This is a genomic window from Mycobacterium sp. 5-140-3-2 (genome assembly GCF_035666375.1).
GTDB lineage: Bacteria > Actinomycetota > Actinomycetes > Mycobacteriales > Mycobacteriaceae > Mycobacterium > Mycobacterium intracellulare.
Genome location: NZ_CP142025.1, coordinates 5046495 through 5071239, shown reverse-complemented (window position 1 = coordinate 5071239; position 24745 = coordinate 5046495). Strand labels below are relative to the sequence as shown.

The following is a 24745-nucleotide window of genomic DNA, read 5'->3' as shown; positions in this document are numbered from 1 at the left end:
GGCGGGAGCAAACTCATGCCGGCAATCGTCCTGATCGGCGCCCAGTGGGGCGACGAGGGCAAAGGTAAGGCCACCGACCTGCTGGGTGGGCGGGTGCAGTGGGTGGTGCGCTACCAGGGTGGCAACAACGCCGGGCACACGGTCGTCTTGCCGACGGGGGAGAACTTCGCCCTGCACCTGATCCCGTCGGGCGTGCTCACGCCCGGCGTCACCAACGTCATCGGCAACGGTGTGGTGATCGACCCCGGCGTGCTGCTCGACGAGCTCAAAGGCCTCGAAGACCGCGGTGTCGACACCTCGAGGCTGCTGATCTCCGCCGACGCGCACCTGCTGTTGCCCTACCACGTGGCCATCGACAAGGTCACCGAGCGCTACATGGGCAACAAGAAGATCGGCACCACCGGCCGCGGCATCGGGCCCTGCTACCAGGACAAGATCGCCCGGATCGGAATCCGCGTCGCCGACGTGCTCGACCGGGAGGTGTTGACCCACAAGGTCGAGGCCGCGCTGGAGCTGAAGAACCAGATCTTGGTCAAGATCTACAACCGCAAGGCGCTCGACCCGCACCAGGTGGTCGAGGCCCTGCTCGAGCAGGCGGAGGGTTTCGCGCACCGCATCGCGGATACCCGGCTGTTGCTCAACACCGCGCTGGAGTCCGGCGAAACCGTGTTGCTGGAGGGTTCGCAGGGCACCCTGCTCGACGTCGACCACGGCACGTATCCCTATGTGACGTCGTCGAATCCGACGGCGGGCGGGGCGGCGGTGGGTTCGGGGATCGGGCCGACCCGGATCACCGCGGTGCTGGGGATCCTCAAGGCCTACACCACCCGCGTGGGCTCCGGCCCGTTCCCCACCGAGTTGTTCGACGAGAACGGCGAATACCTGTCCAAGACCGGCGGCGAATTCGGCGTCACCACCGGGCGGCGCCGGCGGTGCGGCTGGTTCGACGCCGTTATCGCCCGCTACGCCACCCGGGTCAACGGCATCACCGACTACTTCCTGACCAAGCTCGACGTGCTGTCCAGCCTGGAAACCGTTCCCGTGTGCGTCGGCTACCAGATCGACGGGGCACGCATCCACGAGATGCCGATGACCCAAAGCGATTTGCACCGCGCCGAGCCGATCTACGAGGAGCTGCCCGGCTGGTGGGAGGACATCTCGCATGCCCGCGAGTTCGACGACCTGCCCGCCAAGGCCCGCGACTACGTGCTTCGGCTCGAAGAGCTTGCGGGAGCCCATGTTTCGTGCATCGGTGTGGGACCCGGGCGCGAACAGACCATCGTGCGCCGCGACGTCCTGGCGGCCCGCGCGTGACGGACCCGGAACCGAACCCGATCGACCTCGATCCCGAATACGAACACCACGGCGGCTTCCCGGAGTACGGGCCCGCCAGCCCCGGTCCCGGCTTCGCCCGGTTCGTCGCCTCGATGCGCCGGCTGCAGGACCTCGCCGTGTCGGCCGACCCGGGTGACGACGTCTGGGACGACGCCGCCGACCGGGTCGCGGCGCTGACCGAGCTGCTGGGGCCGTTTCAGGCCGAGGCCGAGGGCCAGGCGCCCGCGGGCCGCACCCCCGACCTGCCGGGCATGGGCAGCCTGCTGCTGCCGCCGTGGGTTCTGACGCGGTACGACCCCGAGGGCGTCGAAATGACCGGCCACTTCAGCCGCTTCCACGTCGGCGGCAACCACGCGGTGCACGGCGGCGTGCTGCCGCTGCTGTTCGACCACATGTTCGGCATGATCTCCCACGCCGCCAACCGGCCCATCAGCCGCACGGCGTTCCTGCACGTCGACTACCGCAAGGTCACCCCGATCGACGTGCCGCTGCTGGTGCGGGGCCGGGTCACCGGCACCGAGGGCCGCAAGGCGTTCGTCTCCGCCGAATTGGTCGACGAGGCGCAGACCGTGCTGGCCGAGGGCAACGGCCTGATGGTGCGGCTGCTTCCCGGCCAGCCCTAGCGCGGCGACGATGCGGCGCGGTGCCACCGCGCCGCTGAGGAGCCGGGCAGTCAGCCCTAGCACTCGCCGAACCGACCTATCCTTGAGCCGTGACTGACGGCGTGACGGACGGACGCGACGACGAGACGACGGCGCTCGTCGTGCCCCCACCGGCCCCCGCCGACGCGCGCCCGACGGTGCTGCTGCTGGGTTCCGGCGAGATCAGCCGGGAGCTGGCGATCGCCCTGGGACGCCTCGGGGCCCGGGTGATCGCCGCCGACCGGTACCCCCACGCGCCCGCGCACGGGGTCGCCGACCAGGCGCTGGTGCTCGACATGACCGACGCCGACGAGCTGGCGCAGGCGATCGGGCGGCTGCAACCCACCCTCGTCGTCACCACCACCGACGCGGTCGCCACCGGGGCCCTCGACGCCCTCGACGGCGAGCTGGTGCCCAGCGCCCGCGCCGTGCGGCTCACCGCCGACCGCGAAGGGCTGCGCCGGCTGGCCGCCGACGAGCTGGGGCTGCCCACCGCGCCGTTCTGGTTCGTCGGATCGCTGGGCGAACTCGAGGCGGTCGGCGCGCACGCCGGGTACCCGCTGCTGGTCAAGCCGGTGGCCGGGCCGACCGGGCAGCGGCAGTCGGTGGTGGCGCGCCGCGAGGACATCGAACCCGCCTGGCGCCGCGCGGTGGGCGACCAGTCCTCCGCCCGGGTGCTGGCCGAAACCGTGGTCGAGGTCGAGTTCTACGTGACCCTGCTGGCGGTCCGCAGCGAGGGCCCGTCGGGGCCGGCCATCGAATTCTGCTCACCCATCGGGCACCGCGGGTCCGACGGGCAGGTGCTGGAATCCTGGCAGCCCCAGAAGATGAGCGCGGCCGCGACGGACGCCGCGAGGTCGATCGCCGCGCGGATCGTCAAGGCGCTGGGCGGGCGCGGCGTGTTCGGGGTCGAATTGATGGTCAACGGCGACGAGGTGTACTTCGCCGACGTCACGTCGCGCCCGGCCGACAGCGCCTGGGTGACCCTGCGCAGCCAGCGACTTTCGGCGTTCGAGCTGCAGGCCCGCACCATCCTGGGCCTGCCGGTGGACACCATGATGGTGTCGCCGGCCGCCGCCCGGGTGGCGGGCCCGGCCGATCCCCATGACCCCGCCGCGTTGATCGGCGCGCTGAGCGTGCCGGAGAGCGACCTGCGCGTCTCCGGGAGCGGGTTCCGGGCGTTGGCGACCGCGCCGGAGGTGACGGCGGCCCGCGAGCGCGCCGGCCAGGCCGCCGAACGGCTGGCCGCCCCGGCGCCCCGCGGCTGAGCCCCGAGATGCGCGCGGCGCCGGTCTCGATACGATCGCAGGTCAGGTAGCGCCGCGCGGGGGGCAATCTCGCCGGGGTGGCTGACGATGCGTACGAAGGACGAGGGAATACGAGCATGAGCACAGAGCGCGGACACTCCTACGCGGGCGACATCTCGCCCCTGGAGGCATGGAAACTGCTCAGCGACAATCCGAACGCCGTGCTGGTCGACGTGCGCACCGACGCCGAATGGCGATTCGTCGGGGTGCCCGATCTGTCCAGCCTCGGCCGCGAGGTGCTGTTCCTCGAGTGGAATTCCTCCGACGGCAGGCCCAACGCGAACTTCGCCGACCAGCTGCGCGAGCAGGTGGCGCCGGCCGAAACCGACGCGGATCGCCCGGTGCTGTTTTTGTGTCGCTCCGGAAACCGCTCCATCGGCGCCGCCGAGGTGGCGACCCAGCTGGGCATCACGCCGGCCTACAACATCCTGGACGGCTTCGAGGGCCAGCTGGACGCCAACGGTCATCGCGGCGAGTCGGGCTGGCGGGCGATCGGATTGCCTTGGAAGCAAGGTTGATCCGGGCATGACGCCCGCCGATCACGACTCGGTTCGCACTCCCGCACCGTTGCCCGAAGGCGTCAGCCAGGCGACCATCGGCGTGCGCGGTGGGCTGCTGCGCTCGGGGTTCGACGAGACCGCCGAGGCGCTGTACCTGACGTCGGGCTACGTCTACGAAACCGCGGCGGTCGCCGAGCAGTCGTTCACCGGCGAGGTCGACCGCTTCGTCTACTCGCGGTACGGCAACCCGACCGTGACGATGTTCGAGGAGCGGCTGCGCCTGCTCGAAGGCGCACCGGCGGCGTTTGCCACCGCGAGCGGCATGGCGGCGGTGTTCACGTCACTGGGCGCGCTGCTGGGCGCGGGGGACCGGTTGGTCGCGTCGCGCAGCCTGTTCGGCTCGTGTTTCGTGGTGTGCAACGAGATCCTGCCGCGCTGGGGTGTCGAAACCGTCTTCGTCGACGGCGACGACCTGTCCCAGTGGGAACAGGCGTTGTCGGTGCCCACCACGGCGGTGTTCTTCGAAACCCCGTCGAATCCGATGCAGTCGCTGGTGGACATCGCCGCGGTGACCGAGCTGGCCCACGCCGCGGGCGCAAAGGTGGTGCTGGACAACGTTTTCGCCACACCGCTGCTGCAGCAGGGCGTCCCGCTCGGCGTCGACGTGGTGGTGTACTCGGGCACCAAGCACATCGACGGCCAGGGCCGGGTGCTTGGCGGGGCCATCCTCGGCGACAAGGAGTACATCGACGGCCCGGTGCAGAAACTGATGCGGCACACCGGCCCGGCGATGAGCGCGTTCAACGCCTGGGTGTTGCTGAAAGGCCTTGAGACGATGGCCATCCGGGTCGAGCACAGCAATTCCTCGGCGTACCGGATCGCCGAATTCCTCGAGACCCATCCGGCGGTGAGCTGGGTGCGCTACCCCTATCTGTCCTCACACCCGCAATACGACCTGGCCAAGCGCCAGATGTCGGGCGGCGGAACGGTGATCACCTTCGCGCTCGACTGCCCGGACAGCAGGGCCAAACAGCGGGCCTTCGAGGTGCTGGACAAGTTGACGCTGATCGACATCTCCAACAACCTCGGCGACGCCAAATCCCTTGTCACACATCCCGCGACCACCACTCACCGGGCGATGGGCCCGGAGGGCCGCGCGGCGATCGGGCTCGGCGACGGCGTGGTCCGCATCTCCGTCGGCCTGGAAGGCACCGACGACCTGATCGCCGACATCGATCGGGCCCTGAGCTAGCCGGCCGCCTTCTGCTCGGCCGTCTCGGCGCGCTCGGCGGCCGCGAGCGTGCCTTCGGCGGCCTGCTGCTCCACCCAGTTCACCAGCGGCCGGGCGTAGATCATCTGGCTGGTGATGGCCATCTGGCCGCGGGTGCGGCCCAGGAACGAGATCCCCCAGGCGAACATGGCGGCCAGTCGGTTCCGGTGGCCGATGAGGTAGTACAGGTGCAGCACCAGCCACGCCAGCCAGGCGAAGAACCCGGCGAATTCCACCTTGCCGACCTGCGCGACGGCACTGTAGCGGGAGATGAGCGCCATGCTGCCCTTGTTCACGTACCGGAAGGGCTTGCGGTCGGCGGGATTGTCCTCACCCTTGAGCGCGTGCTTGATGACGGTGGCGGCGTATTTCGCGCCCTGGATCGCGCCCTGCGCCATCCCGGGCACGCCGGGCACCGACATCAGGTCGCCGACGACGAACACGTACGGGTGCCCTTTGACGGTGAGGTCGGGTTCGACGATCACCCTTCCGGCGCGGTCGGTTTCGGTTCCGTCGGACTGTTCGGCGAGCATCGCGCCCAGCGAGCTGGCCTGCACGCCGGCCGCCCACACCTTGCACGCGCATTCGATGCGGCGCTCGCCGCCGTCCTTCTCCTTGATCGTGATGCCCATGTAGTCGACCGCGGTCACCATCGCGTTGAGCTGGACCTCGACGTCCATCTTTTCCAGCCGCCGCTGGGCCTTGAGGCCCAGCTTGGTGCCCATCGGCGGCAACACCGCGGGCGCCGCGTCGAGCAGGATGACCCGGCATTCGCTGGGGGTGATCGTCCGGAACGCGCCGGCCAGGGTGCGCTCGGCCAGCTGGACGATCTCGCCGGCCAGCTCGACGCCGGTGGGCCCGGCGCCGACCACCACGAAGGTCAGGCGGCGTTTGCGCTCGGCCGGGTCGGTGGCGACCTCCGCGGCCTCGAAGGCGCCGAGGATGCGGCCGCGCAGCTCCAGGGCGTCGTCGATGCTCTTCATCCCGGGCGCGAAGGCGGCGTACTCGTCGTGGCCGAAGTAGGACTGCTGTGCGCCGGCGGCCACGATCAGGCTGTCGTAGGGCGTCACCGTCTCCATGCCCATCAGGTGCGATGTGACCGTCTTGGCGGTGAGGTCGATGGCGGAGACTTCGCCCCACAGCACCCGGACGTTGCGCTGCCGGCGCAGGATCAGTCTGGTGGTCGGCGCGATGTCGCCTTCGGACAGGATGCCTGTGGCCACCTGATACAGCAGCGGCTGGAAGAGGTGCGTTGTCGTCTTCGAGATCACGGTGACCTCGACTTCGGTGCCCTTGGGGGCGCGTTTGAGCGCCTTTGCCGCGGTCAACCCGCCAAAACCGCTTCCGATGATGACCACACGATGGCGCGACATGCCTCCACCGTACGACGCCGCACCCACGAAAGGCGAGGCCGACGTGCGCGCGGATGCGCGGCGCGTCGGAGTCACCGGGCTAGCAGAAGGAGCCGCAGAGGCCGAAAATGCGTGCGGCCAAGCCGATCTCGACGCCTCTGGGGACGCCATAACCCGAAATGGCGTGTGTGGTAACGGATCCCGGCCGGGGCCGCGGCGCGCATCAGGGCATGCTGTGGCCCCGGCCGATCACCTTGTGCTCTTCGCTACGCGAAGCGTGATGTGAGTGAACGGGCCCCAATTGAGCTCGGGGCCCGTTCGGTTACCGCTATCCGGTGCAGGTCAAACCGGGTCCACAGTCGATAACGAGCGGAATCGTGCATGCCGAGGTCATTGGCGCTGCGAAAGCCAGCACCACGGCGATGACGATTTTGCTAGTACGACGTGACATTAGAACCCCCTACGTCTGGGAGACGACATTCTAAGGCCCGATGTCGGCGAGCTTACGTTGTCAATCGCTCGCAGATAAGCGATTTCGCGAATATTTCCGACCAATTCGTCAAACGGATGACCGACGAACCCAGCTCGGATGCGACCGCCTGGCCGCGAACGGAATTCAGCAAAATCCGGTGGCTCGGTGAATGGGAATTATCCTGCGCGGGGCCTATGTCGCGGCTATATTGGATCGCTATTTACCCGCCGCTCGCCGGCGCGGCTGCGCAAATTGGATATGAATTCAAATAGGTCCCGAGCTCGCGCCGCCCGACGCGCGGCGAAACCGTCGGGATGGCAATTTGTTTCAGCGACGGGTGGGAGGGCATCGCTGCCGCTCAGAACGGCCACGCGCTGGCGTCGCTCTTGTACTTGGCGTTGAGATCGCTGCAGAAGTCGGCGGCGGTGCCCGCGAGCAGGATGTAATAGGTCTCGCCGCGGCGGCTGTCGTAGGACGTCGGCGTGGTCCAGCCGTTGTTGCACATGGCGGTTTCGCCCCCCGCGGCGGTCCTTCGCCAATTGGTCTTCACGCAGCCCACCAGGCCGTCGAGGCTCGGCGTCGCGCTCTTGGCCGCAACCAGCATCGCTCCGCCCCACTGCCCGTCGCTGCGCCGATAGGCGCGCGCCCCGAATCCCGAATTGTCGGTCTGGCACGCCAACGCCCGGCGCAGCAGCGAGAAGGGCCCCGCGAGTTGCGGGTTGGCGGCTCCCGCCGCGGACGTGATGAACTGCGCCGCGTCCGAGCCGTCGACCTCCTGCACGACGTTAGGATTGCCAAAGCTGAAGAGCTGCTGGGCGATTCCCTGCGCCGCCGCGGAGCCCCCGCCGATGATCGGCCCGCTGCCGCTGGACGCCATCGGGGGCAGCGCCGCGGCCGGATCGGCGCCCGCCACGGGCAGGCCGGCGGCGGCTCCCAGGGCCAACAAGGCGATCGTGCCGCGGACGCGGCGTGCGGTGACTCCCATGCCCCTCATTCCAGCACGTGCGCGTAGTCGACGCGGCGGTCGTCGGCGATCAATCCGCCCAGCACGTGGCCGATCTGCAACGCGATGTATTCGTCGAGGGTGTAGGTCGGCCCGAAGTGCCAGTGCTTGAGCGCCCAGCCATGGGCGAGCAGCATGATGTCGAACACGGTGAGGTCGACGTCGACCCCGCGGAAGACGCCCTGGGCGACGCCGGCCTCGATCACCGCGCGCAGCGGTGCGGCCGTGGCGATTTCGAGGTCCTTGATCTGGGTGCGGCCGGGCGCCCCGAGGGTTCGGCTCTCCCGGTAGGTCAGGACCACGCCGTCGAGGTTCTCGTCGACGATCTGGATGTAGCGTCGGACCCCCGCGGTCAGCTGGTCCACGACGTCGTCGCCGGCGGCGGCGATGACCGGCGCCAGCTGATCGCGGAACGCGTCGAGGATGCGCACGATCGTGGCGAGCAGCAGGTCTTCCTTGCCGCCGAAGTATTTGTAGAGCAGGCCGACGCTGACCTCGGCCTCGGTGGCCAGGTCCTGCATGGACATCTGGTGAAACCCGGTCCTGCCCATGACTTTGACCGCGGCATCGAGCACCTGGCGGCGCCGCGAGCTGACGCGGGCGGCGCGCACCGCCTCCTCGGCGGGAAGGGCGCTGTAGTCGGCGACGTCGGTGGCCATCGGCTGTCCCTACAGGCCCAGGTCCTTGGCGATGATCGTCTTCATGATCTCGTTGGTGCCGCCGTAGATGGTTTGGATGCGGGCGTCGACGAACGCGCGCGCCACGCTGTACTCGCGCATGTAGCCGTACCCGCCGTGCAACTGCAGGCAGCGGTCGGCGGTGCGCACCTGCAGGTCGGTCGTCCACCATTTCAGCCGGGCGGCCCGGGCTGCCGTCAGCTCGCCCTCGAGGTGCTCGGCGAGGCAGTCGTCGAGATACGTTCGCGCGACGTCGATTTCGGTGGCCAACTCGGCGAGCACGAATTGGCTGTGCTGGAAGCTGGCGATCGGTGATCCGAAGGCCGTGCGATCGCGGACGTAGTCGAGGGTTGCGGCCAGGATCGTTTCCGCGGCGGCCACCGCCCCGACACCGAGCGCGAGCCGCTCCTGAGGCAGGTTCTTCATCAACTGATAGAAGCCGCGGCCCTCTGATTCGAGCAGGTTGTCCTTCGGCACCCGCATATCGGTGAAGGTGAGCTCGCTGGTGTCCTGGGCGTGCAGGCCGATCTTCTCCAGGTTGCGGCCGCGGGAAAAGCCCGGGGTGTCGGCGTCGACCACCAGAAGCGACAGTCCCTGATGGCGATCCGGCGAGGTGCGCGCGGCGATGACGAACAGGTCCCCGACCTGACCGTTGGAGATGAACGTCTTGGCGCCGTTGACGACGTAGTCGTCGCCGTCTCGCACCGCGGTCGTGCGGATCCCGGCCAGATCGCTGCCGGTGCCGGGCTCGGTCATCCCGATGCCGAGCACGGTCTCGCCGGTGACCACGCCGGGCAGCCAGCGCTGTTGCTGCTCCGGGGTCGTCAAGTCGGTGAGATAGGGCAGCACCACGTCGTTTTGCAGCGTGAAGGCGATGGCCTCCGCGGCCGCCCCGGCCCGCTGCAACTCGTCGATCACGATCGCGTTGTAGCGGAAGTCGTCCACCCCCGGGCCGCCGAGATGCTCGGGCACCGAAAAGCCCAGCAGCCCAAGCTTGCCCGCCTCGATGAACAGCGAGCGGTCCCACTGGCCGTCGCGTTCCCAGCTCTCGTGGTTGGGCGCGACCGTCTGCCGCACGAAATCCCGTACCAGTTCCCGGAACTGGTGATGCTCGTGCGTGTAGGTCAGCCGGCTCATCAGCGGAAGGCGTCGCTGCCGGTGAACGCCTGGCCGAGGACCAGCTGATGCATCTCCGGTGTGCCCTCGTAGGTCAGCACCGATTCCAGGTTGACCATGTGCCGGATCACGGGATACTCCAGCGATATCCCGTTGCCGCCCAGTATCGTTCGGGCGGTCCGGCAGATCTCGATCGCCTCCCGGGTGTTGTTCAGCTTGCCGAAGCTCACCTGCTCGGGACGCAGGCCCACACTGTCCTTGAGGCGGCCGAGGTGCAGCGACAGCAGCTGGCCCTTGTGCAGTTCGACGGCCATGTCGACGAGTTTGGCCTGGGTCAACTGGAATCCGGCGATCGGGCGGCCGAACTGGGTGCGCTGCGTGGCGTAGTCGAGGGCCGCCTGCCAGGCCGAGCGCGCGGCTCCCATGGAGCCCCAGATGATTCCGTACCGGGCCTCGGACAGGCACGACAGCGGCCCGCGCAGCCCCTTGGCCTCGGGCAGCATCGCCTTGGCGGGCAGCCGCACGTCGTCGAGCACCAGCTCGCTGGTGATCGAGGCCCGCAACGACAGCTTGTGGTGAATGGTGTTGGCGCTGAAGCCCGCCGTCTTGGTGGGCACGATGAAACCGCGGACCCCGTCATCGGTGTTGGCCCACACGACCGCGACGTCGGCCACCGAGCCGTTGGTGATCCACAACTTGCGGCCGGTGAGCACCCAGTCCGAACCATCCCGTCGCGCACGGGTTTTCATCGCGGCGGGGTCGGATCCGACGTCGGGCTCGGTCAGCCCGAAGCAGCCGAGCAGCTCGCCGGTGGCCATGCCCGGCAACCATTCCTGCTTCTGCTCCTCGGACCCGAAATTCCAGATCGCGAACATCGCCAGCGAGCCCTGCACCGAGACCATCGATCGAATGCCGGAGTCGGCGGCCTCGAGCTCGACGCAGGCCAGCCCGTAGTGCACGGCGGAGGCCCCGCCGCAGCCGTACCCGTCCAGGTGCATGCCCAGCAGCCCCAGCTGGCCGAACCCCTTGGCGAGTTCGCGGACCGGGAGGTCGCCGATCTCGAACCACTCCGCGACGTGGGGCAGGACGTGCTCGGCGCAGAATTCCCGGACGGTCTCGCGCACGGCGCGTTCGTCGTCGGACAGGGAGGCGTCCAGGCCGAGCGGGTCGTAGCGGTCGAAGGCGGGTGGCGTTTTGTTGTTCATAGACGTCAGCCTGCCACTAGCCGGCCATCGTCAAACCGCCGCTGACGCTGATCACCTGTCCGGTGATGAACGAGGCGGCCTCCGACGCGAAGAACAACACCGGCGCGGCGACCTCGTCGGGCCGGGCCAGGCGGCGGAACGGGATTGCCTTGACCAGTGCCTCCTTCAGCTTCTCGGGCTGCGCGTGAAACAGCGGCGTGTCGGTCGGTCCGGGGCACACGCAGTTCACCGTGATCTGGTGACGCGCCATCTCGCGGGCCAGCGACTTGGTCAGGGCGATCACCCCGCCCTTAGCGCCGGCGTAGATGCTCTCGCCCGCGCTGCCCACCCGGCCGGCGTCACTGGCCAGGTTGACCACGCGCCCGCCGCCGTGCGTCTCGATCATCCCCGGCAGGAACGCCGAGCAGACATGCACCGGCCCCAGGTAGTTGATCGCGACCACCTTCTGCGCGAATTCCGCCGTGGCATTGAGGAATTGGTCAGTGCGGTCCCATCCGGCGGCGTTGACGACGATGTTGGGCACCCCGAGGTCGGCGTTGATGCGATCCCGCAGCGCGTTGACTTGATCCGGGTCGGCCACGTCCACCGGCAGCGCGGTGATCTTGTCGGGGTGTTCCCCGGCGGTGGCCGAGGCCGCCGCCTCGTCGAGGTCCGCGGCCACCACGCGGTCGCCGCGGGCGGCGAGTCCGAGCGCGATCGCCCTGCCGATGCCGGAACCGGCGCCGGTCACCACCGCGAGGCCATCAGGTGAATGGGTATTCATCGCTGACGAATCTAGGTTCACCGCGGCCGCCGGGTCAAGGATCGAGGCCCTGCCCCGGTAGTCTCGCTGCATGCTTAGGCTCCGATGGCTGGGCTGGCTGGCCGTGGACGTCGTCGGCGTGCTGGTGTTCTGCGCCCTGGGGCGCCGCAGTCATGACGAAGGGCTCAACCTCACCGGCATCGCCACGACGGCGTGGCCGTTTCTCACCGGCACCGCCGTCGGTTGGCTGGCCGCACGCGGCTGGCGGCGGCCCACCGCCGTGGCGCCCACCGGGGTCGTCGTCTGGTTGTCCACCGTCGTCGTCGGCATGGTGCTGCGCAAGGCGACGTCTGCGGGCGTGACCGCCAGTTTCGTCGTGGTGGCGACGGCGGTCACCGCGTTGTTATTGCTGGGCTGGCGAGTGGCCGTGGGGCTTACCCTGCGGCGCCGCTCCGACGTCTGAGCGCGCGATGGCACCGACGGCCGATGTGGAGGTGACCGCGACGTTCGGGGCCGCCGCGCGGGCCGTGGCCACCGACAAGGGCCTGCTGAACGACCCGTTCGCCGAGCCGTTGTTGTGCGCGGTCGGGATCGACTACCTCACCCGGGCGATCAAGGACCACGCGTTCGCGGCCGACGACGGCGACGACGCGGCGATGACGGCACTGATGGACGCGCTGGCGGCGCACACCCGCTTCGTCGACGAATTTTTGGCCGACGCGGGCCGGGCGGGCATTCGCCAGGTGGTGATCCTGGCGTCGGGCCTGGACAGCCGGGCCTACCGGCTGTGGTGGCCGCGGGGGACGACGGTCTACGAGATCGATCGGCCGCAGGTGCTCGACTTCAAGTCCGACGTGCTTCGGGGGCTGGACGCCACCCTGGCCACCAACCGATGCGCGGTCGGCATCGACCTGCGCGACGATTGGCCGGCGGCGTTGCGGCGGGTGGGTTTTGACGCCGCCCAGCCCACGGTGTGGGTCGCCGAGCAGTTGCTCGTCGGGTATCTGCCGCCCCAGGAGCAGAGCCGGTTGCTGCGCGGCGTCACCGCGGCGAGCGCCCTCGGCAGCCGGTTGGCCGCCGATCACATGCCCACCTGGAATCCGTTGCAGCTGGGGGCCGAACGCGCCTTCGTCGACGGCTGGCGGCGGCGCGGCCTCGACGTCGATCTGGCCAGCCTGACCTATCCGGGCGAATACCACTATGTCCCTGAGTATTTGGCGGCCCACGGCTGGGAAACGCGCGGGCGTGACATCGCCGACTTGCTGCGCACCATGGGGCTGGGCAAGCGGCGGCGCACCGGGCGCGGCGACGCGGAGTTCATCCCGGAATATGTCACCGCGACACGCGTTTGAGTTTTCGATGATGCCGGAATCCATTCCGCCAGACGGCCGGTTGCGGTTCGTCTCGGCGCCCCACGACGATCCGCTGGCCCAACCTCTGTTGGCCGAGTTGGCCGTCGAGTACGCGGAGCGCTACGGCGGCACGCCGAGCACGCATCTGTCCTGGCTGCCCGTGCCGGAGGCCGAACTGGCACCGCCGGACGGCGGGTTGTTGATCGGCGTGGTGGGCGGAGTGCCGGTGACCGGCGGCGCGTTTCGCCGCTACGACGCCCACACCGCCGAACTCAAGCGGATCTGGACCGACGCCGCCCATCGGCGCCGCGGCTATGCGCGGGCGTTGCTGGCCGCGCTCGAGGCCGAGACCCTGGCGCGCGGGTACCGGCGGCTCTACTTGATCACCGGCAACCGGCAGCCCGAGGCCGAGGCGCTCTACGACGCGACGGGCTACACCCGGGTGGCGCCGGACCCGCTGCCGTCCTGGGGGCCGTTCATCCCGATCGCCTTCGAGAAGTGGCTGGCATAGCCGGCGCCGACGCCCAGACCGGCGCGATCGAGTTGACAACCGTCACAACGGGTTCAGAACCTTCACGGGCCGGTCTGTTTCCGTGGCGATGATCTGGCCCGAGGCCATCAACCGCCGGCCAGCGAGATGGCCCGGGCCGTCGCCTCGCGGATCGGGCCGCGCCACACGTCGCCGTGCCCCGGCAGCAACACCTCGGTGTCGAGCAGGGCCAACGCGTCCAGGCTACGCAGCGAATTCTGCTGGCTGTGGCTGAACACCTCCGGCAGCAGCTGCGGCCCGTCGTGCTTGAGCAGGGGGTGGCCGGTGATCAGGGCGTCGCCGCTGACCAGGACCCCGTCGACCACGTACGAGCAGTGCCCGCTGGTGTGCCCCGGGGTGAAAACGGCCATCGGATGCCCGGGCAAGCCTGCGGCCACGTCGGCGGTCAGCGGCCGCGTCGACGGGATGCCGTCGCGGATCAGGCCGCCGCTGCGCACCACGTGCAACCCCCACGCCGCCCAGCGCGGCCGCCAAATGCGAACGGCGACATCGAAAACCGAGGCCTGCTCCAGGTATTCGCGCTTGGCGTGCCCCACCTCGTCGGCGTGGCAATACACGTCGGTGCCGTATTCGTTGGCGAACCAGATCGCCGAGCCCAGGTGGTCGATGTGGGCGTGGGTAAGCAGGATGGCACGCACGTCTCCGGCGTCGAAGCCCAGCTCGCGCAGCGACGCCAGCACGTCGGGGCGGTCCCCCGGATAGCCGGCGTCGATCAGCATCACGCCGGTGTCGTCGGCAACGATCGTCCAGTTGACGGCGTCGCCCCGGGCGAGGTGCACCGTGTCGGTGGCTTGAACAAGAGTTGGCGCCGGTCCCATGCCCGCGAGTGTAGGTCTGAGGCGCGGCGTAGCCGGGCGCGGCGGGTCGCGACCGTCAGCACAGGAGCGATCGCAAGCGCGGCGTAGCCGGGCGCGGCGGGTCGCGACCGTCAGCACAGGAGCGATCGCAAGCGCGGCGTTTCGCCGGGCGCGGCGGGTCGCGACCATCAGCACAGGAGTAGAAAGAACTCGTGGCTGAACTGAAACTCGGATACAAAGCGTCCGCCGAACAATTTGCACCGCGCGAGCTCGTCGAGCTTGCCGTCGCCGCCGAAGGTCACGGCATGGACAGCGCAACGGTCAGTGACCATTTCCAGCCGTGGCGGCACGAGGGCGGGCACGCGCCGTTCTCGCTGGCCTGGATGACCGCGGTCGGCGAACGCACGAAGCGGATCACGCTGGGCACCTCCGTGCTCACCCCGACCTTCCGCTACAACCCCGCCGTCATCGCGCAGGCCTTCGCCACCATGGCCTGCCTGTACCCGGACCGCATCTTCCTCGGGGTCGGTACCGGCGAGGCGCTGAACGAGATCGCCACGGGATACGAGGGCGACTGGCCAGAGTTCAAGGAGCGGTTCGCCAGGCTGCGCGAGTCGGTGCGGTTGATGCGCGAGCTGTGGCGCGGCGACCGCGTCGACTTCGACGGCGAGTACTACCGGCTCAAGGGCGCCTCGATCTACGACGTGCCCGAGGGCGGGGTCCCGATCTACGTCGCGGCCGGGGGCCCCGCGGTCGCCAAGTACGCGGGGCGCGCCGGCGACGGCTTCATCTGCACCTCCGGCAAGGGCGAGGAGCTCTACAAGGACAAGCTGATCCCCGCCGTCAAGGAGGGCGCCGCGATCAACGACCGCAACGTCGACGACATCGACAAGATGATCGAGATCAAGATCTCCTATGACCCCGATCCCAAACTGGCGCTGGAGAACACCCGGTTCTGGGCGCCCCTGTCGCTGACCGCCGAACAGAAGCACAGCATCGACGACCCGATCGAGATGGAGAAGGCCGCCGACGCGCTGCCGATCGAGCAGGTCGCCAAGCGCTGGATCGTGGCATCCGATCCCGACGAGGCGGTCGAAAAGGTCGGCCAGTACGTGAAGTGGGGCCTCAACCACCTGGTGTTCCACGCGCCCGGTCACGACCAGCGCCGGTTCCTGGACCTCTTCGAGAAGGACCTGGCGCCGCGGCTGCGGCGGCTGGCCTGAGGGGCGGACGAGTGGTCTCGGGCGCCGCAACGGCAATCTACATCGCCGCGCCCGAGCCGGAGACCGGAAAGTCGACGATCGCGCTGGGCCTGCTGCACCGGCTGACCGCGACGGTCGCGAAAGTCGGTGTGTTCCGGCCCATTACGCGTTCAGATGGCGGCGATCGCCAACGCGGCGAAGCCGGGCGCAGCGGGTCGCCGCAGGACCTGGAAAATCGCGACTACATCCTGGAACTGCTGCTGTCGCGCACCACGGCGGGCCTGTCGTACGAGCAATGCGTCGGCGTCACCTACCAGCAGCTGCACGCGGACGGCGACGCGGCGATCGCCGCCATCGTCGACGCCTACCACGCCGTCGCCGAGAAGTGCGACGTCGTGGTGATCGTCGGCAGCGATTATTCCGAACTCGGACAGGCGATTCGACCCGCGGAGCTTTCCACCAACGCGCGCATCGCGGTCAACCTCGGCGCGCCGCTGCTGCTGACGGTCAGCGGCAAGGGCCGCACCGCCGGTGAGGTGGCCGACGTCGTCAAGGTGTGCCTGGCCGAGCTGGACGCTCAGCACGCCCACACCGCGGCGGTGGTGGCCAACCGCTGCGAACCGGCCGAGCTGGACGCCATCCGGAAGAAGTTGGACGAGGCGCTGCGGCCATCGTCCCTGCGCAGCTACGTCCTGCCCGACGAACCGCTGTTGTCGGCGCCGACGGTGGCCGAGCTTCAGAGCGCGGTGCGCGGGACGCCGGTCAGCGGCGAAGAGTCGCTGCGCGAACGCGAGGTCACCGGTGTGATGGTGGCCGGGATGACCGCCGACCACGTCCTGGAACGGCTGCGCGACGGAATGGCGGTCATCACCCCCGGCGACCGCTCGGACGTGGTGCTCGCCGTCGCGAGCGCCCATGCCGCGGAAGGGTTTCCGTCCCTGTCGTGCATCGTCCTCAACGGCGGCTTCGAGCTGCACCCGTCCATCGCGGCCCTGGTCGCCGGGCTGCGGCTGCGGCTGCCGATCGTCGCCACCGCGCTGGGCACCTACGACACCGCCAGCGCGGCGGCCTCCGCCCGGGGCAGGGTCACGGCGGCGTCGCAACGCAAGATCGACACCGCGGTCGAGCTGATGGACGGCCACGTCGACATCACCGATCTGCTGGCGCAGCTTGCCATTCCGATCCCCACCGTGACCACGCCGCAGATGTTCATCCATCAGCTGACGCTGCAGGCGCGTTCGGATCGCAGGCACATCGTGCTGCCCGAGGGCGACGACGACCGCATCCTGCGCTCGGCCGGGCGGGTGCTGCAACGCCGCGTCGCCGACCTGACCATCCTGGGCGACGAGGCCCAAATCCGCCAGCGCGCGGGCGAACTCGGGGTGGACCTGGCCGACGTGACGGTGATCGATCCGCGCGCCAGCCGGCTGCGCGACGAGTTCGCCGACCAGTATGCGCAGTTGCGCAAGGCGAAGGGGGTCACCGTCGAGCAGGCGCGCGAGATCATGCGCGACACAACGTACTTCGGCACCATGATGGTGCACAACGGGATGGTCGACGGCATGGTGTCCGGCGCCGCCCACACCACCGCGCACACTGTGCGGCCCGCGTTCGAGATCATCAAGACCGTCCCGGACGTGTCCACCGTGTCCAGCATCTTCCTGATGTGCCTGCCCGATCGTGTCCTGGCCTACGGCGATTGCGCGATCATTCCCAATCCGACACCGGAGCAGCTGGCCGACATCGCAATCTCCTCGGCGCGCACCGCCGCACAATTCGGCATCGAACCGCGGGTCGCGATGCTGTCCTACTCGACCGGCGACTCCGGCTCCGGTGCCGACGTCGACAAGGTCAGAACGGCAACGCAATTGGTGCGAGAGCGCAACCCCGACCTGCCGGTGGAGGGCCCCATCCAGTACGACGCGGCGATCGAACCGTCGGTCGCGGCCACCAAGCTGCGCGACTCGCCGGTGGCCGGGCGCGCCACGGTGCTGATCTTCCCCGACCTCAACACCGGCAACAACACCTACAAGGCGGTCCAGCGCAGCGCCGGAGCCCTCGCCATCGGACCCGTGCTGCAGGGTCTGCGCAAGCCGGTGAACGACCTGTCGCGGGGCGCGCTGGTCGAGGACATCGTGAACACCGTTGCCATCACCGCGATTCAGGCGCAGGGCGGCCCCGATGGGAAGTAGCAGCGCGCGCCTGGTGCTGGTGATCAACTCCGGCTCGTCGTCGGTGAAGTTTCAGCTGGTCGATCCCGATTCGGGCACGGCGCTCTCGACCGGCCTCGTGGAACGCATCGGCGAAGAGGGGTCTCCCGTCCCCGACCATGACGCCGCGCTGCGCCGCGCGTTCGACACGCTGGCCGACGACGGCATCGACCTCAAGACATGCGGCGTCGTCGCGGTCGGCCATCGAGTGGTGCACGGCGGCAACGCCTTCTACGAGCCCACCCCGCTGGACGACGCGGTGATCGCCCGGCTCGGCGAACTGTCGGACCTGGCGCCGCTGCACAACCCTCCCTCGCTCAAGGGAATCGAGGTCGCCCGGCGGCTGCTGCCCGACATTCCGCACATCGCGGTCTTCGACACCGGGTTCTTCCACGACCTGCCGCCCGCTGCCGCGACCTACGCCATCGACCGCGACCTGGCGCAGCGGCATCAGATCCGCCGGTACGGGTTTCACGGCACCTCGCACCGCTACGTCAGCGAGCAGGCCGCCGCCTTCCTGGACAGGCCGCCCGGCGACCTGAAACAGATTGTGCTGCACCTGGGTAACGGCTGCTCGGCCTCGGCGATCGCCGGCACCCGGCCGATCGACACCTCGATGGGCCTCACACCGCTGGAGGGGCTGGTGATGGGCACCCGCAGCGGGGACATCGATCCCAGCGTCGTCAGCTACCTGTCCCACACCGCCGGGATGGGCGTCGACGACGTCGAGACCATGCTCAACAAGCGATCCGGGGTGCTGGGCCTGTCCGGTGAGCGCGACTTCCGCCGGCTGCGAAGGATGATCGAATCCGGTGACGAGTCAGCGCAATTGGCCTATAGCGTGTTCACGCATCGGCTGCGCAAGTACGTCGGCGCCTACCTGGCGGTGCTGGGGCACACCGACGTCATCAGCTTTACCGCGGGGATCGGCGAGAACGACGCGGCGGTGCGCCGCGACGCGGTCGCGGGCATGGAGGAGCTGGGCATCGTGCTCGACGAGCGCCGCAACCTCGGTGGCGGCAAGGGTGCGCGGCAGATCTCCGCCGACGATTCGCCGATCGCCGTCCTGGTGATCCCGACCAACGAAGAGCTCGCCATCGCCCGCGACTGCGTAAACGTGCTGGCGGGCTCCTAGCGGGCGTCGAGTGTGCATCCTGGGCTTTGATCGTGAACCGTCGGCGGCGACACGCCGATAATCGACGCCGTAGGTTCACACCGAAAGCCCCAGGTTCACACTCGATTTCGCGAGCGCCTCGCGCACCCGGCGCAGGATGCTGGCCGGGCGATCCTCGGCGACCACCCGGACTATGGTCCAGCCCATCTCCTCGAGCATCTCCATGCGCCGGAGGTCTTTGACGAATTGGCGCCGGTCGGTGCGGTGGTGATCGCCGTCGTACTCGACAGCCACCAGCGATTCCTCCCAGCCCAGATCCAGGTAGGCGAACGGTAGGCCGTCGGCGCCCAGCACCGGGATCTGCGTCTGCGGCCGGGCCAGGCCGGCGTCGATGAGGAGCAGTCGCAGATAGCTCTCCCTGGGGGACTGAGCGCCGGGGTCGACCAGGTCGAGCGCGACCTCCAATCGCCGCACGCCGGGTGCGCGAGGATGCGCCGCCGCAACATCCAGCACGTCGTCGACCTTGAAACCCGTTGCCCGGGCGAGCGCGTCCAGCCTCACCACGGCCGAGCGCACCGCGCCGCGCCGTCCGATGTCGAAAGCGGTCCGCTCCGGAGTGGTGACGGCGAGCCCGTCGCGGATCTGGGTCTCGCCGGCGCACAGCGTTTCCCGGCGTGTCAGCACGCCGCGGGGAGGATGAGTGTTGGTGTGTATCAGCTCGACCGGGACGTTGTCGGGGATCCACTGGGCGCCATGCAGCGCGGCCGCGGCGGCTCCGCCGATGACCGCCCTCCGCCCCGACCACAGCCAGGCCGCCCGAATGCGCAATTCGAGCGGCACCTCGGCATGCGTCGGCACGTAGACGTTCGGAAACACCGCTCGGTAGGACATCCGCAGCTGGTGGCGGCTGAGACTTCCCGACGCCAACTCCTCGCTGCCGATGAACGGCACTCGTCTCATGCCGCGAACGATTGCACGTCAACCACGGTCGGCGAGTGCGTCTGTGCACAGGGCGGGCCACGCGACGGCAAGCCGCCGGACGGGCTGACGCCGGGTCCGCGAGGCCCCGGCTAAATCGACTGTGAATCACCGACTTTGAGTGTGAACTCACGGCTTTCAGTGTGAACCCACGTCGGGGTTTGTCGGCGTGTCGCCGCCCAGGGTTCACACTGAACGCCCAGGATTCACACTCGACGGCGAAGGGCCGACGCGGGAAAGGCCGACGCGGGAAAGACCGACGCGCGAAAGGCCGACGCGCGAAGGGCCGACACGGGAAAACCGCCAGGCGGCGCAAACCGGCAAACCCGCAAATACCTCAGAACGTGCTCGTGGGCCGCACCCGGTTGGCCATGTCCACCAGCTCGTAGCGATGCCGCTGCGTGGGGGCGACGCGGGCCAGATTGCGCAGCGCCGCCTCGACGCCCAGCCGCAGCCCGTGCTCGGTGAACGGAAAGCCCAGGATGTGATTCGTGCTGGCCTTGTTGTCCTCCAACCAGTCCATCGCACAGCCCAGCACCAGCGCCCGGATCTGCAACACGCGTGGTTCGGTGGGCGGCAGCGCCTCCACCCGTCGCGCCGCGTCCCGGATGTCCTCCTCGGTGATCTCGCTCTTGGACCGGCCGGACAGCAGCGTCACCGCGCTCGTCAGGCGCGCGGTGGTGAAGTGCCGGGAGGTGGCCGGCACCTCGTCCAGCGTGCGCACCGCGGCGGCCCGATCACCTTCCGCGGACAGCGATCTGGCCAACCCGAAGGCCGCCGAGATCACGCCGTCGTTGGTCTTCCACACCGTCTCGTAATGCTTGTGCTCGTCGACGTCGCCGGCCAGCTCGGCGGTGGCGGCCAGCGCCAGCTTCGGTGCGAGCTCACCCGGGAACGTGTCCAGCACCTCGGTGAAATGTGTTGTGGCCGAATCGTAATCACCGGTGAGCAGGTCGGCCACCGCCTTGTACCAGACCAGCCGCCACTGCCAACCCACCCGCTCGGCCAGGTCCTCGAGCTTGCGGGTGGCCTTGGCGACGTCGCCGAGATCCAGCAGCGCGCGCACCTCCATCAGCGGTAGCTCGACCGACTCGGACAGCTCGGCGCCGTCGGCGTCCAGCGTCCCGTGCCGGGCCGCGCGCAACGAGTCCAGCGTCTGCACCGGCTGCGACAACACCGTCGCCTGCAGCACCGACGCGGCGACGTCGGCCGGATTGACCAGCGGCACTTGCAGTGCGGTGACGATTTCGCGGGCGGTCAGCTTCTCCGAATGGACCTGCCCGTCCAGGTACACGTCGGTGTGCGCGACCAGCAGATCCACCCCGAACGTGGAGCGGCTGGGGGAGAAGATCGTCGACAGGCCGGGCCGCGGCACCCCGGTGTCGTGGGCGACCACCTCACGCAGCACGCCGATCAACTGCGCCGACATCTCCTCGGTGCTGGCGAACCGGCGACGCGGGTCGGGATCGGTGGCGCGGCGCAGCAACCGGTGGAACGAGTCGTAGGTGCTCAGCACCGGGTCGTGCTCGGGCAGGCCGTCGACGTAACGGCCGTTGCGGGTGCGCAGGTTGAGCGTGAGCGCCGCCAGCGTGCGGCCCACCGTATAGATGTCGGTGGCGACCGTCGGGCCGGTGCGCACAATCTCCGGCGCCTGGAAACCCGGTGTGCCGTAAAGGTATCCGAACGAATTGATCCGCGACACCGCGCCCAGGTCGATGAGCTTGAGCTGCTCCTCGGTGAGCATGATGTTCTCCGGCTTCAGGTCGTTGTAGACCAGGCCGATGGAGTGCAGATAGCTCAGCGCGGGCAGGATTTCCAGCAGGTAGGCGATGGCCTCGGCGACCGGAAGCTTCTCGCCCTTCCCGTGCTTGAGCGACTGCCCGCCGACGTACTCCATGACGATGTAGCCGACCGGATTGCCGTGCTGGTCCTTGTGTTCGACGAAGTTGAAGATCTGCACGATCTGCGGGTGGACCACCTCGGCCAGGAACTGCCGTTCGGCCATCGCGATCGCCTGCGCCTCCGCGTCGCCGGAGTGGACGAGACCTTTGAGCACGACCGGCCGGTCGTTGACGTTTTTGTCGACGGCCAGATACACCCAGCCCAGCCCGCCGTGCGCGATGCACCCCTTGACCTCGTACTGGCCGGCGACGATGTCGCCGGGATTGAGTTGCGGCAGAAACGAATACGGGCTGCCGCAGGCCGGGCACCAACCCTCCGACGTGCCCTTGCTCTTCTTGCTGGACCGGCCCACCGGCTTCCCGCAGTTCCAGCAGAAGCGCTTGGACTCGGGGACCACCGGGTTGGTCATCAGCGCTTCGCGGGGGTCGATGTCGCGTCCCCGCGGGATCTCGACGAGTCCACCGCCGAGCTGTCGGACCGCGGGCAGCGCCCGCGTCGCCACCGTCATGCGGTCGCCGGTGTCGGTGTCAAGGGCGCCCAGCGCGATGTGCGGAAAGTCGTCGTCGTCATCGTCGAAGTCGGGCCGAAACAGCGCCTGCGTGGCCTGCAGCCGCCCCGTCGAGGCGCCGGTCTGGACCTCCGCCGGCTGGGTGCCGGGATTCACGTCTTCCACCGCTTCCGGGCCCGATTCCGGCTTCTCGGATTGCTTGTCCGGCTCGGCCATCAGTCCAGATACCTCGGTGTGGGCGGGGCCGGCGCGGGGCCCAGCACGGTCAACCACTTGCGGTACAACGTGTTCCACGTGCCGTCGCGGCGGATCCTTTCCAGGGTCCCGTTGACGAACCGCACCAGGGGAGTGTTGTTCAGGTTGATGCCGATGCCGTAGGGCTGCGTGGCCATGTTGGGGCCGACGATGTGCAGGTAAGGGTCCTCTTCGACCAGCCCGGCCAGGATCGAGTCGTCGGTGCTCACGGCGTCGATCTCGCGCTGCTGCATCGCGACCAGGCAGTCGGCCCAGTTGACCACCGACACGATGACCGGCGGCGGGTCGATCTGCCGGATGCGGTGCAGCGAGGTGGTGCCCTTGGCCACGCACACGCGTTTGCCCGACAGGTCGCTCACCTTGACGATCGACGAGTCGCGCGGGGCGAGGATGCGCTGGTTGGCGTCGAGGTAGACGGTGGAGAAGTTCACCAGCTTGCGCCGGTCGCAGGTGATGGTCATGGTCTTGACCACGATGTCGACCTCGCCGCGTTGCAGCGCGGTGACCCGCTCGTCCGACGACAGGATCCGGTACTCGACGTGGGACGGCGCGCCGAAGATGTCGCGGGCGATCTCGCCGGCGAGGTCGACGTCGAACCCGGTGATCTCGCCGGTGATCGGGTCGCGGAAGCTGAACAGGTTGCTGCCGATGTCGAGCCCGACGATCAGCCTGCCGCGCGCGCGGATGTCGGCGACCGCGGCGTCGGCCTCGGCCTTGGTGGGGAAGGGCCGCAGGCTGGCCGTCAGGTCGCAGTCCTGATTGGGGCCGTCGGGCGGTAGCGGCGGCTGCGGCGGCAGCTGTTCCATGCCGACCGGGGTGGGCGGCGGCAACGTCGGGACGCTGGCGACGTGCAGCGATTCCGTGTGCCCGCAACCCGCCAGCACGCAAACCGTGGCGGCCACGGTGCACGCCCGGCGCAGCAGGGGCAGGCGGATCATTATCGATACTCTTTCAGCCGCGGCCACAGGCCCAGCGCCACCGCGATGGCCGCCCCGAGGCTGAGCACCACGCCGCCCACCTGGGCGCCGGAGAGCCCGCTGCGCGCGTTGATGACGTCGTTGCGCAGGTGGATGCGGCCCTGGTCCATGGCCTTGACCAGCTCGTCTTCCAGCTTGTCGAACGCCGGGGTGGAATCCTCCTCGCTGCTGCCCAGCGCGACCTGGGTGGCGGCGCGGTAGTTCCCCACCGAGATGTACGAGCTGATCCGGTCATTGGCCTGACGCCAGCGCAGCAGCAGCTGGTCGGCGCCCTCGAGGTCCGGTTTGTCCACGGCGTCGCTGCGGGACATGTACTGGTCGAGCTGGCGGTGCATCGAGTCGATCCGCTGATAGAACGACTGCTTGCGCTTCTCCTCGTCCCCGCGGCGGATCAGCGACAGCGTCTCGTCGGCGCGCGCCTGCTGGGCGGTGATCGCGACGTTGGTGACGGTCTTGAGGGACTCCGCGGCGGTGTCCTTCGCGCTACGACTTGCCGTCGTAGAGATGGTTAGCGCAGTCCCGACCCACACCACCATGACGAGGATAGCGAGAGCGCCCACGACCAGGCCCGGGTTGATCCGGCGCCGGGTGCGCCGGGCCAGCCAGCGATGCGAGAAGGCGCCGAAGACGACGGTGGTGCCGACGACCATGATGACCGGCGCCGGAATCTGGGTCGACGCCGTGGTTTCCACGTCCACCCGCTCCGAGGTGGCCCGGTACAGCCGCGCCGCGTCGGGCAGGATCGTCGACTGCATCAGCCCCGATGCCTCTGACAGGTACGACGAACCGACCGGGTTGCCCGCCCGGTTGTTGGTTCGGGCGATCTCGATCAGTCCGGTATAGACGGCCAGCTGGGCGTTGATCCGGCCCAGCAGCTGCACCTGCGGTTCGTCGGTGAGCCCGCTGGAGGCCCTGGTCACGGCCACGGCCGCGTCGGTGATGGCCTGTTCGTAGCGCTGCCGCACGGGCGGCGGTTCGGCTTCGGCGATGAACGCCGTGGCCGCGGCGGCGTCGGCCACCGACAGCGTGGTGTAGAGCCGCCCGGCCGCGAACGACAGCGGCTCGGTGTGGTTGAGCACCGTGGTGAGCACCTGTTGCCGGTGGTTGATGGTGGTCGAGGTGGCGAAGGCGCTGATCCCGCCGAGGGCCGCCAGCACGATGCCGATGGTCAGGATGCGGCCCGGCGTCGTGGAGATGAACCACCAGCGGGGATGGGCTGGTTCGGCCGGTGACCGCGATCCCTGCGGCTCGGTCGACGGATGCGCCAGCTCAACCGTCAC

22 protein-coding genes are annotated in these 24745 nt (G+C 69.1%); 11 read left to right on the top strand and 11 right to left on the bottom strand.

Going from position 1 to position 24745, the window contains the following annotated elements; all coding sequences use genetic code 11:
* The first annotated feature begins 15 nt into the window (after window positions 1-15).
* From P6281_RS23795 to P6281_RS23775, 5 genes are all read left to right on the top strand, one after another.
* Complete coding sequence (locus P6281_RS23795; protein ID WP_014385923.1) at window positions 16-1314, top strand: adenylosuccinate synthase; 1299 nt, start codon at window positions 16-18, stop codon at window positions 1312-1314.
* The gene (locus P6281_RS23790; RefSeq protein WP_324738538.1) at window positions 1311-1958 is read left to right on the top strand and encodes a PaaI family thioesterase; all 648 of its coding nucleotides are present in this window, start codon (window positions 1311-1313) and stop codon (window positions 1956-1958) included. Before P6281_RS23795 ends, P6281_RS23790 begins: the two co-directional genes overlap by 4 nt.
* Before the next feature lie 89 nt (window positions 1959-2047).
* Window positions 2048-3244 (top strand): formate-dependent phosphoribosylglycinamide formyltransferase, encoded by a 1197-nt coding sequence (gene purT / locus P6281_RS23785; protein WP_014943033.1) that lies wholly within the window; start codon window positions 2048-2050, stop codon window positions 3242-3244.
* Window positions 3245-3360: 116 nt separating this feature from the next.
* Window positions 3361-3801 (top strand): rhodanese-like domain-containing protein, encoded by a 441-nt coding sequence (locus tag P6281_RS23780; RefSeq protein WP_008261475.1) that lies wholly within the window; start codon window positions 3361-3363, stop codon window positions 3799-3801.
* Between the two features lie 7 nt (window positions 3802-3808).
* Entirely contained in the window at window positions 3809-5035 is a 1227-nt protein-coding gene (locus P6281_RS23775; RefSeq protein WP_009952489.1) for an O-succinylhomoserine sulfhydrylase, read from the top strand.
* On the opposite strand, the gene P6281_RS23770 is transcribed toward P6281_RS23775, so the two are convergent.
* The 6 genes from P6281_RS23770 to P6281_RS23745 form a co-directional block, all read right to left on the bottom strand.
* Window positions 5032-6426 carry an NAD(P)/FAD-dependent oxidoreductase gene (locus P6281_RS23770; protein ID WP_009952488.1) on the bottom strand — a complete coding sequence of 465 codons (1395 nt, stop codon included), beginning with the start codon at window positions 6424-6426 and terminating at the stop codon, window positions 5032-5034. The genes P6281_RS23775 and P6281_RS23770 overlap by 4 nt on opposite strands.
* Before the next feature lie 809 nt (window positions 6427-7235).
* Window positions 7236-7862 carry a hypothetical protein gene (locus tag P6281_RS23765; protein ID WP_014385920.1) on the bottom strand — a complete coding sequence of 209 codons (627 nt, stop codon included), beginning with the start codon at window positions 7860-7862 and terminating at the stop codon, window positions 7236-7238.
* Between the two features lie 5 nt (window positions 7863-7867).
* A complete protein-coding gene (locus P6281_RS23760; protein ID WP_014385919.1) occupies window positions 7868-8539 on the bottom strand; it encodes a TetR/AcrR family transcriptional regulator in 672 nt (223 codons plus the stop codon).
* 9 nt (window positions 8540-8548) lie between these two features.
* Complete coding sequence (locus P6281_RS23755) at window positions 8549-9694, bottom strand: acyl-CoA dehydrogenase family protein (protein ID WP_014385918.1); 1146 nt, start codon at window positions 9692-9694, stop codon at window positions 8549-8551.
* Window positions 9694-10878, bottom strand: a complete 1185-nt coding sequence (locus P6281_RS23750; RefSeq protein WP_014712478.1) for an acyl-CoA dehydrogenase — start codon at window positions 10876-10878, stop codon at window positions 9694-9696. Before P6281_RS23750 ends, P6281_RS23755 begins: the two co-directional genes overlap by 1 nt.
* Before the next feature lie 16 nt (window positions 10879-10894).
* Window positions 10895-11641, bottom strand: coding sequence for an SDR family NAD(P)-dependent oxidoreductase (locus P6281_RS23745; RefSeq protein ID WP_014383402.1), 747 nt, complete (start codon window positions 11639-11641; stop codon window positions 10895-10897).
* Window positions 11642-11711: 70 nt separating this feature from the next.
* Here P6281_RS23745 and P6281_RS23740 point away from each other — a divergent pair, with 70 nt between their 5' ends.
* From P6281_RS23740 to P6281_RS23730, 3 genes are read left to right on the top strand one after another with little or no spacing between them, the layout of a single operon-like run.
* A complete protein-coding gene (locus P6281_RS23740) occupies window positions 11712-12083 on the top strand; it encodes a DUF3054 domain-containing protein (RefSeq protein ID WP_201407055.1) in 372 nt (123 codons plus the stop codon).
* Window positions 12084-12090: 7 nt separating this feature from the next.
* Window positions 12091-12972 carry a class I SAM-dependent methyltransferase gene (locus P6281_RS23735; RefSeq protein WP_014383400.1) on the top strand — a complete coding sequence of 294 codons (882 nt, stop codon included), beginning with the start codon at window positions 12091-12093 and terminating at the stop codon, window positions 12970-12972.
* A 7-nt stretch (window positions 12973-12979) separates the two neighbouring features.
* Window positions 12980-13483, top strand: a complete 504-nt coding sequence (locus P6281_RS23730; protein ID WP_014712475.1) for a GNAT family N-acetyltransferase — start codon at window positions 12980-12982, stop codon at window positions 13481-13483.
* Window positions 13484-13590: 107 nt separating this feature from the next.
* On the opposite strand, the gene P6281_RS23725 is transcribed toward P6281_RS23730, so the two are convergent.
* Window positions 13591-14340 (bottom strand): MBL fold metallo-hydrolase, encoded by a 750-nt coding sequence (locus P6281_RS23725; RefSeq protein ID WP_041785254.1) that lies wholly within the window; start codon window positions 14338-14340, stop codon window positions 13591-13593.
* A 191-nt stretch (window positions 14341-14531) separates the two neighbouring features.
* Here P6281_RS23725 and fgd point away from each other — a divergent pair, with 191 nt between their 5' ends.
* Genes fgd through P6281_RS23710 form a run of 3 tightly spaced genes read left to right on the top strand, consistent with a single transcriptional unit; the run spans window position 14532 to window position 18866 of the window.
* A complete protein-coding gene (fgd, locus tag P6281_RS23720; RefSeq protein ID WP_008261452.1) occupies window positions 14532-15542 on the top strand; it encodes a glucose-6-phosphate dehydrogenase (coenzyme-F420) in 1011 nt (336 codons plus the stop codon).
* 11 nt (window positions 15543-15553) lie between these two features.
* Entirely contained in the window at window positions 15554-17713 is a 2160-nt protein-coding gene (gene pta, locus P6281_RS23715; protein ID WP_038537827.1) for a phosphate acetyltransferase, read from the top strand.
* On the top strand, window positions 17703-18866 hold the full coding sequence (locus tag P6281_RS23710) for an acetate kinase (protein ID WP_014383396.1): 1164 nt from the start codon (window positions 17703-17705) through the stop codon (window positions 18864-18866). Before pta ends, P6281_RS23710 begins: the two co-directional genes overlap by 11 nt.
* Before the next feature lie 75 nt (window positions 18867-18941).
* Here P6281_RS23710 and P6281_RS23705 read toward each other — a convergent pair whose 3' ends face one another.
* The 4 genes from P6281_RS23705 to glnX all read right to left on the bottom strand — a co-directional run bounded on the left by P6281_RS23705 (window position 18942) and on the right by glnX (window position 24745).
* A complete protein-coding gene (locus tag P6281_RS23705) occupies window positions 18942-19805 on the bottom strand; it encodes an endonuclease domain-containing protein (protein ID WP_036389707.1) in 864 nt (287 codons plus the stop codon).
* A gap of 355 nt (window positions 19806-20160) precedes the next feature.
* Entirely contained in the window at window positions 20161-22449 is a 2289-nt protein-coding gene (locus P6281_RS23700; RefSeq protein ID WP_014383395.1) for a serine/threonine-protein kinase PknG, read from the bottom strand.
* Window positions 22449-23426 carry a glutamate ABC transporter substrate-binding protein gene (locus tag P6281_RS23695; RefSeq protein ID WP_009952605.1) on the bottom strand — a complete coding sequence of 326 codons (978 nt, stop codon included), beginning with the start codon at window positions 23424-23426 and terminating at the stop codon, window positions 22449-22451. Before P6281_RS23695 ends, P6281_RS23700 begins: the two co-directional genes overlap by 1 nt.
* Entirely contained in the window at window positions 23426-24745 is a 1320-nt protein-coding gene (glnX, locus tag P6281_RS23690; RefSeq protein WP_008261439.1) for a protein kinase G-activating protein GlnX, read from the bottom strand. The genes P6281_RS23695 and glnX overlap by 1 nt, the downstream gene beginning before the upstream one ends.